The 18,782-nt window shown below is 45.2% G+C and carries 11 protein-coding genes; 5 read left to right on the forward strand and 6 right to left on the reverse strand.

Going from position 1 to position 18,782, the window contains the following annotated elements; translation table 11 throughout:
• From ABZD21_RS04655 to ABZD21_RS04680, 6 genes are all read right to left on the reverse strand, one after another.
• The coding region (locus ABZD21_RS04655) for a cyclomaltodextrinase N-terminal domain-containing protein (RefSeq protein ID WP_372773254.1) at positions 1-680 on the reverse strand (680 nt) is incomplete at its 3' end.
• Position 681: 1 nt separating this feature from the next.
• Entirely contained in the window at positions 682-1,590 is a 909-nt protein-coding gene (locus ABZD21_RS04660) for an alpha/beta hydrolase (protein WP_372773256.1), read from the reverse strand.
• The gene (locus ABZD21_RS04665; RefSeq protein WP_372773257.1) at positions 1,587-3,902 is read right to left on the reverse strand and encodes a family 65 glycosyl hydrolase domain-containing protein; all 2,316 of its coding nucleotides are present in this window, start codon (positions 3,900-3,902) and stop codon (positions 1,587-1,589) included. Before ABZD21_RS04665 ends, ABZD21_RS04660 begins: the two co-directional genes overlap by 4 nt.
• A gap of 27 nt (positions 3,903-3,929) precedes the next feature.
• Positions 3,930-4,583, reverse strand: coding sequence for a beta-phosphoglucomutase (gene pgmB / locus ABZD21_RS04670; RefSeq protein ID WP_372773259.1), 654 nt, complete (start codon positions 4,581-4,583; stop codon positions 3,930-3,932).
• Positions 4,580-5,944, reverse strand: coding sequence for an MFS transporter (locus ABZD21_RS04675; RefSeq protein WP_372773260.1), 1,365 nt, complete (start codon positions 5,942-5,944; stop codon positions 4,580-4,582). Before ABZD21_RS04675 ends, pgmB begins: the two co-directional genes overlap by 4 nt.
• 312 nt (positions 5,945-6,256) lie before the next feature.
• Positions 6,257-7,270, reverse strand: coding sequence for a LacI family DNA-binding transcriptional regulator (locus ABZD21_RS04680; protein WP_372773262.1), 1,014 nt, complete (start codon positions 7,268-7,270; stop codon positions 6,257-6,259).
• Between the two features lie 465 nt (positions 7,271-7,735).
• Here ABZD21_RS04680 and ABZD21_RS04685 point away from each other — a divergent pair, with 465 nt between their 5' ends.
• From ABZD21_RS04685 to ABZD21_RS04705, 5 genes are all read left to right on the forward strand, one after another.
• The gene (locus tag ABZD21_RS04685) at positions 7,736-10,738 is read left to right on the forward strand and encodes a SusC/RagA family TonB-linked outer membrane protein (RefSeq protein WP_372773264.1); all 3,003 of its coding nucleotides are present in this window, start codon (positions 7,736-7,738) and stop codon (positions 10,736-10,738) included.
• An 11-nt stretch (positions 10,739-10,749) separates the two neighbouring features.
• Positions 10,750-12,381, forward strand: a complete 1,632-nt coding sequence (locus ABZD21_RS04690) for a RagB/SusD family nutrient uptake outer membrane protein (RefSeq protein ID WP_372773266.1) — start codon at positions 10,750-10,752, stop codon at positions 12,379-12,381.
• Between the two features lie 32 nt (positions 12,382-12,413).
• A complete protein-coding gene (locus ABZD21_RS04695; RefSeq protein ID WP_372773268.1) occupies positions 12,414-13,466 on the forward strand; it encodes a SusE domain-containing protein in 1,053 nt (350 codons plus the stop codon).
• Between the two features lie 236 nt (positions 13,467-13,702).
• Entirely contained in the window at positions 13,703-16,456 is a 2,754-nt protein-coding gene (locus ABZD21_RS04700; protein WP_372773270.1) for an alpha-amylase family glycosyl hydrolase, read from the forward strand.
• A gap of 23 nt (positions 16,457-16,479) precedes the next feature.
• Positions 16,480-18,615 carry a glycoside hydrolase family 97 protein gene (locus ABZD21_RS04705; RefSeq protein WP_372773271.1) on the forward strand — a complete coding sequence of 712 codons (2,136 nt, stop codon included), beginning with the start codon at positions 16,480-16,482 and terminating at the stop codon, positions 18,613-18,615.
• Positions 18,616-18,782: the final 167 nt, after the last annotated feature.

An 18,782-nucleotide genomic window follows, 5' to 3' on the forward strand; every position in this document is an offset into this window, starting at 1 on the left:
AGGTCTTTCGATAATTCCAGGTATTCGTCGTTGCTGCCGTAACGCGGATCAACCTTATAAAAATCGGTTGTTGAATAACCATGATAGGAGGTTCTGGTCATATTGTTTTCCAGCACCGGATTCAGCCATACTGCTGTAAAACCCAAATCCTGAATGTAGTCGAGCCGGTTGATAATTCCGCGCAAATCACCTCCGTGACGGCCGTCTTTATCTGCCCGGTTCAGCTTTTCTTTCATCCCTTCAACCTCATCGTTCTCCAGATCGCCATTTACAAAGCGGTCGGGAGTGATCAAGTAAATTACATCCGAACTGTTGAAGCCGATTCGTTCAGCGGAATGTGGTTCGCGGGCTTTCAGCTCGTACTGAAACTGTGTCGTCTGCTTTTTGCCCGACTTAAACACAATCTGGAAAGCTCCGGGTTTAGTATTTTCCGCAATCTTCAGGTCGATGAAAAGGTAGTTCGGATTTTCGACGCGGGTCACGCTTTCAATTTTCACCCCGGGATAACTAATCTCGGGCATACCGGCCCCTATATTTTCGCCGTAAACCATCAACTGCAGATTTGGATTCGTCATGCCAACCCACCAAAAAGTTGGCTCCACGCGCAAACTCTCTGTTTGCTTGGCGAAACCGCTTAAAGTGAATAACACGAAATAGAATAGAATTGTGTATCGTTTCATTTTATTTAGTTTTAGGTTCTTGCAATAAAAAAGTAAAAGGAATGTGCAATCTGTTTGCCCATGCCCTCTCTGAATGATCATCTCCTTCAAATTTCAGAGTACTCCAGTTCGTCTGATCATACCCTCTGATCTCCATGGTTTTGTCAATCATCAGTTGGTGTTTTTCATACAAACTGTCCAAGGTTGCAGTTCCGTAATCAAAATAGAGCCTATGATCTTCCGGATCGGGTAAATGCTTGCTCAAATAGGCATTAAACGCCTGCGGAATTTCATCGTTCTGTTCAAACGTGCCAATCCAGTGAGTTGACAAGCAGGCAGCCCCTCCAAAAACTTCGGGGTACTCACAGATGCCGTACATGGAAATCAAGCCACCCATACTGGATCCGGCCAAAAAAGTATGATCCTGATCTACTAACGTTGAAAAATGTTTATCAATATACGGTTTTAGCTCCTCAACGACGAACCGCAGGTAATTATCAGCCAATGGCTTGCCCTTCAACCAGGAGTCGGTTATTGTAGCCCGCAAACTATCCGGAAGAACTGACAATGGTCTTTGGGGAAAGTACTCCGTATGGCGATAGCCGTCATTATTCCAGACCCCGACAACAATGCAGGGTTGTACTTTCTTTTTACAGATCAACTCCGAGAGCACTTCATCCACTTGCCATTCCTGCTTATTCCAGGTAACTGTGGAGTCGTAGAGCATTTGCCCGTCGTGCATGTATACAACAGCATATTTCAGCGAGTCGGTATAGCCATCGGGCAGCCAGACATCGATATTGCGCGAATGGATATATTGCGACGGGAAATCGTGAATACGAACAATTTTCCCGCTCGACACCTGCGGCACCTGTGCTTGCAAGGCACCCATCAAAAATGTAAGTACTGCTAAAATCGCTGTTTTCTTCATGGTGTTTTCACGTTTTCAATACGAATACGCTGGTTTCCGGGCAACAAGTGCTTTTGCCCAAAAACAACGATGGTTGCATCTGCTTGGCTGTGATTTACGATCGTAAGCTCTTCAGCCATCCTAACTTCCAAATGAGCGCCCCGGAAATTAATTCGGAATGCGAAAGCTTCCCATGATTTTGGAAGGAACGGATTTAGCATCAGTTGACCGTTTTTCACCTCCATACCGCCAAATGTTTCAACAAACGACAACCATGTTCCGCCCATGCTGGTAATATGCAAACCATCATCGGTGTCGTTGTTGTAGTCATCTAAATCGAGGCGCGCCGTGCGCAAATACATTTCATAAGCTTTCTCCTCGCGGCCGATGCGTGCCGCCAAAACCGCGTGAATGCACGACGAAAGCGATGATTCGTGAACCGTTAAAGGTTCGTAGAAATCGAAATGGCGACGTAGAGTTTCCGTATCAAAATCGTGTTTAAACCAATAAAACGACTGCAATGTATCGGCCTGTTTAATATAGCAGGAGCGCAAAATACGATCCCACGACCAGTTCTGATGGATCGGTCGTTCGCTCGGATCAAGTGTTGAGGCAGGTGCAATTTCTTTATCGAGGAATCCGTCTTGTTGCAGGAAGATATCTTTGCCGGCACTATACGGAAAGTACATTTTCTCAATAATTTCCTTCCATAAAGTAGTTTCACCTTGTTCGTTGAAAGACCATTTTCGGGTCAACTCGCTAAACAAATACGGATGTTCTTTTTTGAGGTAATCAATCACCTCAAGGGTATATTTTAAAGTCCATACGGCCATTCGATTTGTATGGAAGTTATTATTTACATTGTTTTCGTACTCATTCGGACCGGTCACTCCGAGCATCACATAGGCATTTTTATCTTCCGACCAATTTACCCGTTGAGCCCAAAACCGGGAAATACCGAGCAGCACTTCGAATCCGAAGGGCGCCAAATAATCTTGGTCGCCGGTGTAGTTAATGTAATTGTAAATAGCATAGGCAATCGCTCCGTTGCGGTGTATTTCCTCGAAAGTGATCTCCCATTCATTGTGACATTCTTCACCATTGATGGTGACCATTGGGTACAATGCGGCACCGTCAGTGAAACCGAGTTTCCCGGCGTTTTCAATGGCTTTCTGCAGATGTTTATGCCTGTATAGCAACAAGTTTTTGGCGACCAACTGAGGTGCCGTTGCCATAAAGAAAGGCAGACAATAGGCTTCAGTATCCCAATAAGTTACACCGCCATATTTCTCTCCGGTAAAACCTTTTGGACCAATATTTAAACGTTCATCGTCGCCCGAGTATGTTTGCATCAGCTGAAAAATATTGAACCGAATTCCCTGTTGCGCTGCCACGTCGCCTTTAATCATGATATCAGCGGTTTTCCAACGTTCACTCCATTTTTTGCTGTGAGCTTCAAACAGCTGGTCGAAGCCGGTTTTGACGGTTTCGGCTAATTTTGATTTTACATGCCCCATTAGCTTCTCCTGAAGCAAATACATGGACGAATTGACCGCCATATATTTTTCGATGATAATCTCTTCGTTAGCCTCAACTTCCAGTTCGAATGTATTGGCAACAAATTTTTCGCGGGTGAACGATTCTGAAGCGATTATCTTTTTCCCTTTAAGTGAAACAGAAGTATCGATTCCATGGCACACAAAAAATGAAGTCTTTTTGGTTTCCATACACAGGAATGCCTGCTCTTTCGCTACGTCTTTCCGGGTTTCGATCCAGAATTTTTCGTCGTAATTCGAGTCCTCATTCACCACATCACCGTCGATAAATGAACAAAGCTCAATTTTGCCATTGAAGTTGATACTTTTCAGTCGATACCGGATCGCACCAACTTCCTTATCATCAATACTCAGAAAACGTTCGGAGCACACTTCAACCTGTTTGCCTGAAGGTAAAGATGCCTTAAATTTGCGAGTGAGCAGAGCGGTACGCATATCGAGTACGCGACTAAATTCGTCGACCCTTGCGTTTGCCAAATCCAGTTCTTCACCATCAATTTTCAGATGCAGGCCAATCCAATTTGCTGCATTCAGAATTTTAGCAAAATATTCGGGATAGCCATTTTTCCACCAGCCCACACGGGTTTTGTCGGGGTAATAAACGCCGGCCATATAGTTTCCCTGCAGCGAGTCGCCCGAATATTTTTCTTCGAAATTGGCGCGCTGCCCGGTGTGCCCGTTGCCGATGCTGAACAAACTCTCCGAGATTCGGTTATTTTCCGGAACAAATTCATTTTCAACAACCTGCCATTCAGAATGTATAATGTAGTTTTTCATGTTAATCAATTAATTACAAATCATTAATCAAATCCTCTGTAATAAATCAGCCGGGTGAAAACCCGCAAACCCTGGAATAACCAGATTAGCCCGGTGGAGTGTTTCCGGATCACCAACGCCAACACAACGCATTCCGGCGTTGAGAGCTGCTTCGAGCCCGGCAATTGCATCTTCAAAAACGATACATTCGTCGGGTTTTACATCCAATGCTTCAGCTCCTTTCAGGAAAACTTCGGGATCAGGTTTGGCTTTGCTCACTTTTGTGCCATCAATAATGGCATCAAACAATTGTTCAATGTTCAGCCGCTCCAAAATAAGCTGTGCGTTTTTGCTGGCCGATCCCAGAGCAACACCGATGTTTCGGTTCCGAAGATCAGTCAAAAAGTCCTTCACCCCGGGAAGAATCTCATCTTCACCCATTTTCAAAATATACTCCAGATAGACCCGATTCTTCTTTTCAGCCAGCTCGTTCTTCTTTTCCTGCGGCAAATCGAGTTTCCCGAGGTTCAGAATAATGTCAAGCGAATCCATTCGGCTTACACCTTTTAAAAGTTCGTTGTGTGTTTCCGTAAATTCGATTCCTAGTTCATCAGCAAGTTCCTTCCAGGCCAAAAAATGATATTTGGCCGTATCCACCAGCACCCCATCCAAATCGAAAAGACAGGCTGTTATTTTTTTCATGACAATTTTTTTTGTGGTGTTTTAATAAAAGACACGGATACAGCGCCCAGCAGCATGGCTACACCGCAAACAATCAGCATATAGATGGCTTCATTCTGAAATACTGACCGCAATAATGCACCGCCAACAAATCCGGATATAATTTGAGGGCCGGCAATGGTAAAATTAAAGATGCCCATGTAGACGCCCATCTTGTCGGCCGGAAGCGATTCGGATAAAATGGAATAGGGCATCGCCAAAATGGCTGCCCACGCGATTCCCACACCGATCATTGAAAAGATGAGCAAATTGGGTGTGTTGAAAAAATACATGGAAACATAACCGGCACCACCCAACAACAGAGCCATCCCGTAGGTTGTTTTGCGTCCGAAGGTGTTGGCAATACGGGTCATCACCAGCGAAAATAAGGCAGCAAACAGGCTATAAGCGCCAAACAGTACTCCGACCCAGTTTCCGGCTTCCTGATACAATGGCGATGAAGCATCACTGATTTCGGTACCAAAAGCGTGTTGAGCTACGGCCGGCGTTGTGTACACCCACATAATATAAAGGGCGAACCACGAAAAGAACTGAACCAACGCCAGTTGCATCATCACTTTAGGCATCTGGGTGAATAGGTGCCAAAAATTAGACAGCTTCTCTCCAAGCGATTTTTTAACCTGCCCTTCTGCAATCCACTTATCGTAGTCGATGTCATTCTGAGCACAATACACTTCAGGTGGATATTCTTTGGTTTTAAAAACGGTCCAAATAACTGAAAGTAAAAGGATGGCACCGCCAATATAAAAGGACCAAATAACCGAAGCAGGAACTTCTCCAGCCGCTGCGGTATTGCTTACCTTCAGAATGTTGGTCAGAAAGTAAGGCAATACCGAACCAACGACTGCTCCGGTATTAATCAGGAAACTTTGAACCGAATATCCCAAGGTTCGCTGTTCTTCGGGAACCATATCGGCCACCAACGCCCGAAAGGGTTGCATGGTGATATTGAAAGAACCGTCCATCAAAGCAAACATCAGAGCTCCGAACACCAGTGCCGGAATTACCGAAACCAGCGCAGCCGAGTTTGGCATGAGCCACATAGCAAGTGCAGCCACAAAAGCCCCACCTAGAATGTACGACCCACGCCGACCGAAACGATTCCAGGTTCGATCGCTCGCTGCACCAACAATTGGCTGAACGATCAAACCCATTACGGGTGCGGCCAACCAGAAGAAGGATAGTGAATGCAGATCGGCTCCGAGGTTCGACAATATTCGGCTTACATTGGCACTTTGCAAGGCAAAACCGATTTGAATTCCCAAAAAGCCGAAGCTGACATTCCATATCTGCCAAAAACGAAGAGCAGGTTTAATCTTCATATCCGTTAATTAAGTTTGAAGGTCACGTGACCTGTCAGTTCAAAAATCAATTTTAAAATATCACGTTGTAATTTACAGCAACAATTATACTTGCCGCATGCAATCGGAATCTGATTCGCATCAGATTTAAAAGGAATAAAAATGGACGTAGAAAAATCGGATGATCAAATGCAAATATAAAACGCATTTTTCGATATATACAAACAGCAATATCCGGCAGAAAGCTTTGAAAAGCCCAAAATAAGTCGAAAACAGGACTGAAAGCCCCATTTCAAACGTTTGCATAAAAAAATTAAAATCCAGTGATTTTTTTTAAATCGACGATTCGCGAATAACCAATTCGCCTTCTAACACACGCGTAACAGGAGTATAATTATCATCTGAGTTTAAAATTCGTTGCAGAAGTATTTCGGTAGCAATCGTACCCATTTCGTAACCATGCTGATCCACCGAACTCAACGTTGGATTCGTAATTCCCGACAAACGGCCATCGCTAAAACCAATAATCGAAATTTGATCGGGGATTTTAACACCCAGCTTTTGCAACGCCTGCATGGCACCAACTGCCGTTAAATCATTCGTAGCAAATAGCCCATCGGGCAAGTTACCCCTGTCTGCCAATTGGCGAACAGCAACAACAGCTTTTTCATAGTTATCAGCCTGAATAATTAGTTCCGGGTGAACCGGAAGGCCCGCTTCGTTGATGGCACGCAGATAACCCAACTGCCGATTTCTACCGATCATTAAATGACCGGGGCCTGAAAAGTGTGCAATACGCTTTCGCCCGTTTTCAATCAAATGCCGGGTTGCTTTATAAGCTGCTTCCTCGTCGTCAATAATCACCTGATCGGCCTCCATTCCTGGCACGATGCGATCAAAAAACACCAGTGGAATTCCTTTTTCCCGCATCATATTCAAATGATCGAACTTGGTAGATTCCTTCGCAATCGACACTAATACGCCATCAACCCGATGTGCTACCAACATATTGGCATTGGCCACTTCCCGATCGTACCGCTCATTCGATTGGCAAATCATCACCGTAAAACCGGCATCGTAAGCTACATCTTCAATTCCGCTGATAACCGATGAAAAGAAATGGTGTACAATTTCGGGAATAATAACTCCAATGGTATTGGTACGGCTTTGCTTCAGACTTAGCGCGATCGCATTGGGCTGGTATTTCAACTGAGCGGCCAAATCATTTACGGCCTTTTTAGTTTCAACACTTATATCCGGATGATCTTTTAAGGCACGGGAAACAGTTGACGGAGAAATACCCAGGAGGCGGGCGATATCTTTAATCGTAATCGGATTACTTTTCATAGATTAGCTTGGTTGGTTTCGCAATATAGAAATAAATCAGAAATCGAGTAACACGATAGCCAATGCGTAAATATGTTATTCAATAACGAACAAACAATTTGAATTAATTATCAGCCTCTTATCCTCTTTATGTATGATTGAATTTCGATTCTTAATGCGATTTTATTTTTATCATAACTCTACCTCAAAAAAAATAGAAAAAAATAGAGAGCATAAGGCTAAAACCAGCCCAAACCATACCACGAAAATGCCCCACCAGTAACCACCTGTTTTTTAACACATTTGGTGCAAACGTCACCGCAAACGTTTGCGGTAAAAAACCGACCAATACCCCATAAATACTTAAAAACAAATCCATATACTTGCACCATCGGATAAAAAAAATGGAATAAAATCGGACTATTGATTTTGAATCAGAATTTGAATGATGACCTAATTGAATTAAAGAACTAATAGAAAAAACACATGAAGATTATTCGTAAAAATTTAAACGTCCTGCTAATGGCTTTGGGGCTCTTGCTGAGCAATGTTGCCTGGTCCCAGGTTGTTAGTATTTCCGGAAAGGTTACCGACGCAGAAGGCGGCGAACCACTCCCCGGAGTTACTGTTCTGGTAAAAGGAACGACTGTTGGAACGATTACCAACTTTGATGGTGAATATGTCCTGAGTGTTGAAAAAGGGGTAACCGTTCAATATTCATACATTGGCTATAAAACCAGCGAATTCGTTGTTGCAGAAGAAACGACTATTAATGTTTCGCTCTCGACAGATACCGAAAGCCTCGAAGAAGTTGTTGTAGTCGGTTACGGTACGACCAAAAAGAAAGATCTAACCGGATCGATCGAAACCGTATCGGCTGACGATTTTAACAAAGGAGCCATCAGTTCTCCACAGCAATTGCTCAACGGTAAAGTTGCGGGTGTGCAAATTACTGACGGCGGCGGTGCTCCGGGGTCTAAATCGACAATTAAAATCCGCGGTGGTTCTTCGCTGTCTGCATCAAACGACCCGCTTATTATTGTTGACGGCGTTCCAATCGACAACAAGGATGTTTCGGGGATGAGAAACCCGCTGAACGTAGTCAACCCTAACGACATTGAAACCTTCACCGTATTGAAAGATGCGTCGGCAACTGCCATTTACGGTAGTCGCGCTTCGAATGGGGTAGTTATTATCACCACCAAAAAAGGAAGCACAGCCGGACTGCATGTTGATTACTCGGGCAACGTATCGGTTGCAACATCAACAAAAACCGTCGACGTGCTGAATGCGGATGAGTACCGCGAAGTGCTGGCTGAGAAGTATCCGGCAAACACGAATTTGCTCGGCGATGCCAGCACCGATTGGCAAGATGAAATTTATCGCACGGCCTTAAGCACCGACCACAACGTTGCCGTTTCGGGAACTGTGACCGACAACCTGCCTTATCGCGCGTCGATTGGTTATAACAATTCCAACGGGATTCTGGACGAATCGAACATGACCCGTTACACCGGATCATTAAACCTGAATCCAACGTTCCTTGACAATCACCTTCGCGTGAATGTGGCCGCTAAAGGAATGTATATCAAAAATAATTTCTCGAATGAAGGCGCTATTGGAAGTGCCATTTCAATCGACCCGACACAACCGATTTATGCCGAAGGTTACGATGATTTTGGCGGTTATTTTGCCTGGAAAAACGCTTCGGGAAATCCAAATCCCAATGCTCCGGATAACGCTCGCGCCGTTATTGACCAGCGCATGGACAAATCGATTGTAAAACGTTTTGTTGGTAACGTTCAGTTCGACTACCGTTTCCACTTCCTGCCCGATTTGAGAGCCAATCTGAACCTTGGTATCGACAGCTCGAAAGGTGAAGACGACGGCGGTAAACAAACTTATGCCGGCGCTGCCTGGGATACTGAAGCATTTCTTCGCGGAGGCGCTTACGAGAACTATTCGCAAACAAAAACCAACAAACTGCTGGACTTCTACTTGCAGTATTCAAAAGATTTAGACAACATCAGTTCGCGTATTGATGTAATGGCCGGTTATTCCTGGCAGCATTTCTACACGGAAGAAAACACGGCTTCGTGGTTCAATAATCCAGACAGCGAAGGCCTAACCGTTAGAGATCCGGCACAATTAACTAAAAATGAAAACTACCTGGTTTCATTCTTCGGCCGTATGAACTACGTTTTGATGGAGAAATACTACCTGACCTTCACTTTGCGTGACGACGGTTCGTCCCGGTTCTCGAAAGATAACAGATGGGGTCTTTTCCCGTCTTTGGCCGTAGCATGGAGCATCAGCGAGGAAGACTTCCTGAAAGGTAACAAAACAGTTTCGAACCTGAAATTGAAACTCGGCTACGGGGTTACCGGTCAGCAAGATATTGGTTCGGATTACGGTTACTTCGGAACCTATAAATCTGGTCAGTCGACAGCTCAATATGTTTATTATAACAGCACGAGCGGCCAGTACGAGAAAGTACCAATTACCACCATTCGTCCGAACGGTTACGATGCCGACCTGAAATGGGAAGAAACAACAACTTACAACCTGGGATTGGACTACGGTTTATTCAAAGGACGTGTTTCCGGTTCGTTGGATGTTTACCTGCGTAAAACCAAAGATTTGTTGAACACCATTCCTGTTCCGGCAGGTGCCAACCTGACCAACGAACTGACCACAAACGTTGGTAGCCTCGAAAACAAGGGTATCGAATTCTCTGTTAACGCACTAGTTGTCGACAAAGAAGATTTCTCGTGGAATATTGGCGCCAATATCGCCTACAACAAAAATAAGATTACCAAGCTGACACAAGTTGACGACCCGGATTACCTGGGTGTACAACACGGCGACATATCCGGCGGTACCGGTAACAAAATCAAAATCCACACCGTCGGAAGACCAGCAGGTTCATTCTTTGTATACAAACAGATTTACGACACCGACGGTAAACCAATTGAAGGCTTATACGAAGATGTTAACAACGACGGACAATTCAACGAAAGCGACCTTTATGTAGCCGGTAACGCAGCTCCTAAAGTAATGCTGGGCCTAAATACGCAGCTAAACTATAAAAACTGGGATCTAACCCTGTCGGGACGCGCTAATCTGGGCATGAAGGTATACAACAACATCGCCTCGAATACCGGCTTCTACAGCCGCTTACAGGTGAACGGCGAATACCTGAACAACATCAACAAAGATGTATTCAACACCGGTTTCACCAATGCTCAATATTTCTCTGACTATTACGTGCAGGATGCCTCATTCTTCAGAATGGATAACATCACACTTGGCTATAAATTGAATTCACTGATTGGTAAGAAAACAAACATGCGAATTTATACCAGCGTGAATAACGTATTTGTCATCACGGATTATGACGGTATCGATCCGGAGATTGAAGGTGGTATCGACAATAATATTTATCCTCGTCCACGCACTTACATGCTTGGCGTAAACCTGTCATTCTAATTAAAACGATCATGAAAAGAAATTTAATCTATAATATATTTTTAGCACTGTTTCTGGCTATTTCGCTTGGAAGCTGTGTGAACGACCTGGATGTCGAGCCGATTGACCCCAGCCTGGACACGGCAGACAAAGTCTACACTTCTCAGGAGGCCTTCTACCAGGTTTTATCGAAAATTTATGCTGGTTTTGCCGTGTCAGGTCAGGAAGGCCCTTCCGGCGACGGCGACCTTGGCGGGTTTGACGAAGGACACAGCCAGTACTGGAGAGCTTATTTTGTATGCCAGGAACTTCCAACCGACGAAGTCGTGAACGGATGGGCCGATGGCGACCTGCCACAGGTGAGCCAGATTACCTGGGGCGCCAACAACGGTTTTATCCGGCAGTTCTACTACCGAGCCCTATACCAGGTATCGCTGGCAAACGAATTTATTCGCCAGGCGAACACTTACGGCACAGCCGAGTACACTGAGTTACCGCAATATATTGCTGAAGCCCGGTTCCTGAGAGCCTTGTCGTACTGGCACGCTATGGATCTTTTTGGAAACCGCATTCCCTTTGTGACAGAAGACGACCCTGTCGGTTCGTATCTTCCAATGCCTGCCGGAGAAGAGGCCCGCGGCCCAGAAATGTTCAACTATATCGAATCGGAATTGCTGGCCATTGTCGGCGACGCTGAAAATGACGGACAGGAACTGCTGGATGCCAAACAAGCTATGGTGGGACAAGCCGACAAAGGTGCTGCCTGGATGATATTGGCCAAACTGTACTTGAACCATGCCGTTTACCTGGGAACCGAAAACGATGAATACTACCAAAAAGCCCAAACTTATTTGGATAAAATCGTCAATGCCGGATACCGGCTCATGGGTTCTGCCGATGTGACAACCGGTGACGTTTACTCGCCCTACGAGTACCTTTTCCTGGCTGACAACTACAAGTGTAACGACGAAATCATCTATTCGATCAACTACGACGGATTGTTATCGAAAACCTACGGAGGAACAACTTACATCATTAACGCCTCGATTGGTGGCGACAAAATGATTCCGAAAGATTACGGTACATCCGACAACTGGGGTGGAAACAGAACAACCAAAGCCTTGGTTAATAAATTTGCAGCTGACGACGGCAGAGCATTGTGGTTCACAGACGGACAAAGCCTGGAAATCGAAGATCAAACCCAGTTCTCGCAAGGCTATGCGGTTACAAAATTCAAGAACAGAACACGCTCGGGAGGTTATGGAGCCAACGAAGGCAACAGTGCTTTTGTTGACGTAAACGTGCCGGTATTCCGGTTGGCTGATGCGTACCTTATGGAAGCTGAAGTTGATTTACGCCTGAATGGTTCTGTTTCGGCAACCAGCCGCAGTTACTTGCAGTTAATTGCCGACCGCGCCGGAACAACACTTCCTTCAAGCATCGACCTGGATTGGGTTTTAGACGAACGGGCACGCGAACTTTACTGGGAATGTCACCGCAGAACCGACCTGGTTCGCTTTGGCAAATTTACCACTGACTACAACTGGCCACTGAAAGGAAACAGCCTGGAAGGAAAAGATGTAGACAGCAAATACAACCTGATGCCGATTCCGTTTACCGACATCACTGCCAACCCGAATTTGGTTCAAAACCCAAATTATTAACAAACTGATTTCATGAATTAAATTGATTAACAATGAAACACTTTAAAAATATATTCCTGGCTCTGCTGGCGGCACTGTTTCTCTTCGCTTGTGAAGAAGATGAAAAGCTGATTTTCGACATTGATTCAGCAGAAGCTCCAGCACTGCAAACTCCCGCATCCGGCGCCCTGAACTTCACGAAGGACGACGCCACCAGCACCATCGCTTTTTCGTGGAGCGAAGCAAACATGGGCGTGAGTGTAGAGATCAACTACATTCTCCAATTCTCTACAGACAATTTCCAAACGGTAAGCGAGGACGTTGTTACAACTCAAAACACAAGCTATGACGTGAAAGTAAGTACCATCAACAATGTGTTGCTGACAATGGACATTGCTCCCGGTACCGAAACCACCATACAAGGTCGCGTTGCGGCTAAAATCAGCGACCACGTCGATCCGGTGTACTCTTCCGTTTCTGAATATACGGTTACACCTTATGAAACATTAATCGACTATCCGATGATTTACGTTCCGGGAGCCTACCAGGGCTGGAGTCCGGGTGCCGAAGACGGACGGCTGTATTCCTACGACTTCGATAATGTTTACGAAGGAATCATCCGTATTACAGGAGCCGACGGAAACTTTAAAATTACCCCGGAAGCCAACTGGACTAATACTTGGGGAGGATCGTTAACCGCAACATCTACTGGTTACACCGCAACCCTTGATCCAAGCGGAGGTAATTTTGAAGCCACAACCGAAACAGCCTACCAATTCACCGTTGATGTTGATGCCTTAACTCTTGTTATGGAGAAGACAGATGATTGGGGAATTATTGGAAGCGCCGTCTCACCATACGACTGGTCTGTAGATGTAAATCTGAATTACAACGGTCAACGCAAGGTTTGGGAAATTACCACTGACCTGAAAGCCGGAGAATTAAAATTCAGGGCAAATAATGCCTGGAGCCTAAACTATGGTAGCGATGACGCAGATGGTAACCTCACCTCGGGAGGAACAAACATCTCAATTGCAGCCGACGGGACCTACCTGATCCGACTGGATCTTGAAAACATGACTTATTTGATTGAAAGTGCAGAATAAGCATATGAACTAAATTTTCAATAAAAATAGAGGTGTGCTACGGCATGCCTCTATTCGAAAATTTCACCTAACCAGGCAAGCCGTTGACAAGCTCAAATGCATGAAACGAGCTATGGCCCAAAATATTCCCAGACGAACAAAGGAATGTTATTGGGGAACTCCACCCGTTTTTGCGACTTAAAACAATCTGCTGCAGAATACAAGAATTAGACAATCTTATATGAATCCATAAATTGATGAAATACATCTTTACTTTCGTTATCTCTCTTTTCTTCCTGGCTGGAAGTATTTTTGCGCAAATCACAACAACTCCGGCATTTCCAACGGAAGACCGGGCTGTAACCATTACCTTCGACGCCAGCCAGGGAACCGGCGGACTAGCCAACTACACGGGAGACGTTTATGCCCACACCGGTGTCATTACCGATCAAAGTACTTCGGGTTCCGATTGGAAATATGTCATTGCCGACTGGAATGTCAACATTGACAAAGCTAAAATGACCCGAATCTCGACTAACATCTACCAGTTGGAAATTACACCCGATATCCGGTCATTTTACGGAGTTCCCGACGGTGAGCAAATCGAACAAATGGCCTTCGTGTTTCGAAATGCCGACGGAACCAAAGCAGGCAAAGCCACAGGCGGACAAAATATATATGCTGATGTGTACAAAGCGGCTTTGGTCGTATCGCTCACCTCCCCTTCCGGCGAACTATTTCACCAAAATGAAAGCATTACGGTTTCCGCAGTCAGCTCTGCAGATGCTAACCTGAGCCTCAAACTGGATGAAACGCTGCTCATCTCCACTACCGGAAGCAGTATTTCGACCACAACAAGCGTATCCGAAACCGGCTGGAAATGGCTAATCGCATCTGCCACATCCAATGGTGCAACAGCTTACGATTCAGTTCATGTTTTTATCAGTCCTTCGGCAACCGAAGCCACCATGCCCGACGGGTACAAACAAGGAATCAACTACATTAGCGATACCGAGGTTGGACTAGTCCTTTTAGCGCCCAACAAAACCGACATCTACGTTTTGGGCGATTTCAACGACTGGACGCCTTCGACTGACTACCAGATGAAAAAAGATGGCGAATACTTTTGGATCACCCTTTCAAATTTAACGCCTCAACAAGAATATATTTTCCAATATTGGATTGACGGAGACATCCGTATTGGCGATCCCTATTGCGACAAAATCAGCGATCCCTACGACGACAGCTACATCACAAATGAGGTCTACCCAAATTCAATTGCCTACCCTACCGATAAAACCACAGACAGAGCATCCGTCCTTCAACCCGGACAAACAGCTTACCAGTGGCAAACCAGCACATGGACACTACCGGCGAAGGAAAAACTAAATATCTATGAGTTGCTGATTCGGGATTTCACCGAAGAAGGTACTTATCAGGCAGTGATCGACAAACTGGACTATTTGGCTCGACTTGGGGTAAACGCCATCGAATTTATGCCTTTCAGCGAGTTTGAAGGAAACAGTAGCTGGGGATACAACCCGAACTACTATTTCGCACCGGACAAAGCCTACGGAACCAAAGACGATTTAAAAGAACTGATCGACTCCATCCACAATCGAGGCATGATCGTGATTCAGGATATGGTGTTGAATCACGCCTACAATAGTTGTCCGTTGGTGAAAATGTACTGGGACGACACCAACAACCAGCCGGCTGCTGACAATCCATGGTTTAACCAAACTTCGCCCAACACGGCCTATAGTTGGGGTTCCGACTTCAACCACGAAAGCGACTACACGAAAGCTTTTATGGATAGCGTAACCAGCTACTGGATGAGTGAATACAAAGTCGACGGTTTCCGATTCGACTTTACCAAAGGATTTACCAACACTGCCGGCGATGGCGGAGCCTATGATGCGTCGCGAATAGCAATTTTAAAACGCATGGCCGACCACATTTGGTCGGTGAAACCGGAGGCATTTGTCATTCTTGAGCATTTTGCAGCGAACAACGAGGAACAGGAACTAACCAACTACGACAAAGGTATGTTGGTTTGGGGAAATGCCAATTACAATTTCAACGAGGCGACCATGGGGTGGAATGACACTTCTGATTTTTCGTGGGCATCATACCAAGCCCGAAGTTTTGCCCAGCCTGGATTAGTAGCATACATGGAAAGTCATGACGAGGAACGCTTGATGTTTAAAAATCTGGCTTACGGAAATGCATCGGGCACTTACGATATCCAGACACTTTCAACAGCATTGGAACGCAACGAACTGGGAGCCGCCTTCTTTTTCTGCCTCGCAGGACCAAAAATGATCTGGCAATTTGGCGAGTTAGGATATGACTATTCCATTGACGAAAATGATCGCGTTGGAGAAAAACCGGTTCGATGGGATTACCTTGACGACGCAGACCGGCTGAAACTTTTTGATGTGTATTCGGCCATGCTTCGTTTGCGCGATCAGTATCCGGTATTCACATCGGGTACCGAAACCCGAAATTTATCCGGAGCCACTAAGTCTGTTCAATTAGCCAAAGACGATCATCGCATTACACTGATCGGAAATTTTGATGTCACGGCTCAAACAATCAGTGCACCCTTTCAACACACCGGAACCTGGTATGAATTTTTCACCGGGCAAAGTTTTGAAGTAACTTCAACAACGCAGTCAATAAGTTTGCAACCTGGCGAATACCGTCTGTATTCCGATGTTCAGCTTGCAGCGTTCGACGATTTAGCAACCGATGTTGTTGATCCGGTGGTAAAAACCTCAACCATTTCGGTCTACCCTAATCCAACTGCTAACCAACTTTACATTGAATGCCCCTACACGATCTCGTTTTTACAAATTTGCAGTCTCGATGGAAAAATTGTAAGACAGGTTAGCCCGAATCAACAAAATGCTGAGCTTTCGGTTGAAGACTTACAAGAAGGTTTGTACCTCATTCAACTAAAAACAAATCAGGAAAACTACACGGTAAAATTCATCAAATCAAAATAAGAACCACTTAACAATTTAACAAAATGAGAAATTTCTTACTGATAATTTCATTGCTTTTGCTGGTCGGGTTTGCACAGGCGGAAGAACTGCTTTCGCCAAATGGAGCGCAAAAGCTGGAGTTTGAAGTCGCAAACGGACAAGCGCTTTACCGACTTTATTACCAAAACAAAACGGTAATTGCCGACAGCAAACTAGGATTCGATTTAAAAACAGCTGAAGACCTGCTTGACGGATTTGTAATTGATAAGGTTGAACGCGCAAGTGTTGATGAAACCTGGAGCCCGGTTTGGGGCGAAAAGAGCCAAATACGTAACCATTACAACGAAATGGCGATCACCCTGAACCAACCAACGACCGACCGAAAAATGATTGTTCGCTTTCGTTTGTTTGACGATGGCCTTGGTTTCCGTTACGAATTTCCGGAGCAACCGAATTTAGTTTACTTTGTCATAAGCGAAGAAAAAACACAGTTCGCAATGCCCGGCGACCTTACTGCCTGGTGGATTCCGGGCGATTACGATACGCAGGAATACGCCTTCCACAAATCAAAACTCTCGGAAATAAGAGGATTGATGCAAGAAGCAATTACCCCAAATGCATCGCAAAAAGCGGCCGGTCCAACATCGGTGCAAACTGCCCTGATGTTGAAATCTGACGATGGATTATATATCAATCTTCACGAAGCGGCATTGGTAAACTATGCCTGTATGCACCTTGATTTGGACGACGAAAACATGATCTTCAGCTCGCACCTAACTCCCGATGCGATGGGCGACAAAGGGTACATGCAGGCTCCGCGCTCAACCCCTTGGCGTACGGTTATCGTTTCGGACAAAGCTGGCGACATTTTGCTTTCCAATATCACCCTCAACCTAAACGATCCCTGCAAAATTGAAGATACAACATGGATTAAACCGATGAAATACATTGGCGTTTGGTGGGAAATGATAACCGGCAAAAGCTCGTGGGCCTATGCTGATGTTCCCAGCGTTCAGTTGGGTGTTACCGATTTTTCGAAACTTCAGCCTAACGGAAAACATGCGGCAAACACCGCGCATGTGAAATATCACATCGATTTTGCAGCCAAACATGGTTTTGATGGCGTTTTGGTTGAAGGTTGGAATGAAGGTTGGGAAGACTGGTTTGGCAAATCGAAAGATTACGTTTTTGATTTTGTAACCCCCTACCCCGATTTTGATGTAGACGAAATTCGCGATTACGCGGCTTCAAAAGGCGTACAAATGATTATGCACCACGAAACTTCGGGCTCGGTTCGCAACTACGAAAGGCACATGGACGAAGCCTACCAGTTTATGGCCGACAATGGCTACCATGCTGTAAAAAGCGGTTACGTTGGCGACATCATTCCGCGCGGCGAAACGCACTACAGCCAATACATTGTGAATCATTACCAATATGCAATCGAGAAAGCAGCTGATTATAAAATCATGGTCAATGCCCACGAAGCAGTCCGTCCAACGGGAATTTGCCGAACGTATCCAAACCTCATTGGCAACGAATCGGCTCGTGGAACCGAATACGAAGCTTTTGGCGGAAACGCGCCGGACCATACGACCATTTTGCCTTTCACCCGATTAATTGGCGGCCCAATGGATTATACACCGGGCATTTTTGAACCGGACGTGAGCAAATATAATCCGGATAACAATTCGTGGGTAAACACAACCATTGCCCGTCAACTAGCCCTGTATGTAACCATGTACAGCCCGTTGCAAATGGCGGCCGACCTGCCTGAAACATACAACAAATACCTGGATGCTTTTCAATTTATAAAAGATGTTCCGTTGGATTGGGACGACAGTAAAGTGCTTGAAGCCGAGCCTGGTGATTATGTCACTTATGCACGGAAGGAAAAAGGTACTGACAATTGGTTTGTAGGAAGAACTAACGATGAAGAAGCCAGAACTTCGAATATCCGTTTGGATTTTCTTCCGGAAGGGCAAAAATATTTGGCAACAGTTTATGCTGACAAACCGGACGCAAACTACCGCAATAACCCGCAGGCTTATCAGATTAACCAATACGTTGTGACGAACAAAAGTAAGTTTGAACTGCAATGTGCTCCCGGAGGTGGTTATGCAATCAGCTTAATAAAAGCCGATGACCCGTCAATGTTGAAGGGAGTCAAAAAACACTAATAACGATGTTGAAGAAGCTCAATTGGGAAACAGAGCACGATTCCTTGGGGGAGGAATCGTAACTAAAAAAGCGGTTGACTTGAGAGTCAGCCGCTTATTTTTTCCGGGAGCGATCCAGCTTCTCGCAGCCTTTAAAGTGCCGTTTTGGCTTAAACCCGCGTTAAGAT

Source organism: Mangrovibacterium sp. (genome assembly GCF_041596335.1).
Classification (GTDB): Bacteria; Bacteroidota; Bacteroidia; order Bacteroidales; family Prolixibacteraceae; genus Mangrovibacterium.

Excerpts from the sequence above, each read along its gene's own strand:
- ABZD21_RS04665 (WP_372773257.1), bottom strand. The coding sequence starts at position 3,902 with ATGAAAAACTACATTATACATTCTGAATGGCAGGTTGTTGAAAATGAA.
- ABZD21_RS04685 (WP_372773264.1), top strand. The coding sequence starts at position 7,736 with ATGAAGATTATTCGTAAAAATTTAAACGTCCTGCTAATGGCTTTGGGG.
- ABZD21_RS04680 (WP_372773262.1), bottom strand. The coding sequence starts at position 7,270 with ATGAAAAGTAATCCGATTACGATTAAAGATATCGCCCGCCTCCTGGGT.
- ABZD21_RS04700 (WP_372773270.1), top strand. The coding sequence starts at position 13,703 with ATGAAATACATCTTTACTTTCGTTATCTCTCTTTTCTTCCTGGCTGGA.
- ABZD21_RS04705 (WP_372773271.1), top strand. The coding sequence starts at position 16,480 with ATGAGAAATTTCTTACTGATAATTTCATTGCTTTTGCTGGTCGGGTTT.
- pgmB (WP_372773259.1), bottom strand. The coding sequence starts at position 4,583 with ATGAAAAAAATAACAGCCTGTCTTTTCGATTTGGATGGGGTGCTGGTG.
- ABZD21_RS04695 (WP_372773268.1), top strand. The coding sequence starts at position 12,414 with ATGAAACACTTTAAAAATATATTCCTGGCTCTGCTGGCGGCACTGTTT.
- ABZD21_RS04690 (WP_372773266.1), top strand. The coding sequence starts at position 10,750 with ATGAAAAGAAATTTAATCTATAATATATTTTTAGCACTGTTTCTGGCT.
- ABZD21_RS04660 (WP_372773256.1), bottom strand. The coding sequence starts at position 1,590 with ATGAAGAAAACAGCGATTTTAGCAGTACTTACATTTTTGATGGGTGCC.
- ABZD21_RS04675 (WP_372773260.1), bottom strand. The coding sequence starts at position 5,944 with ATGAAGATTAAACCTGCTCTTCGTTTTTGGCAGATATGGAATGTCAGC.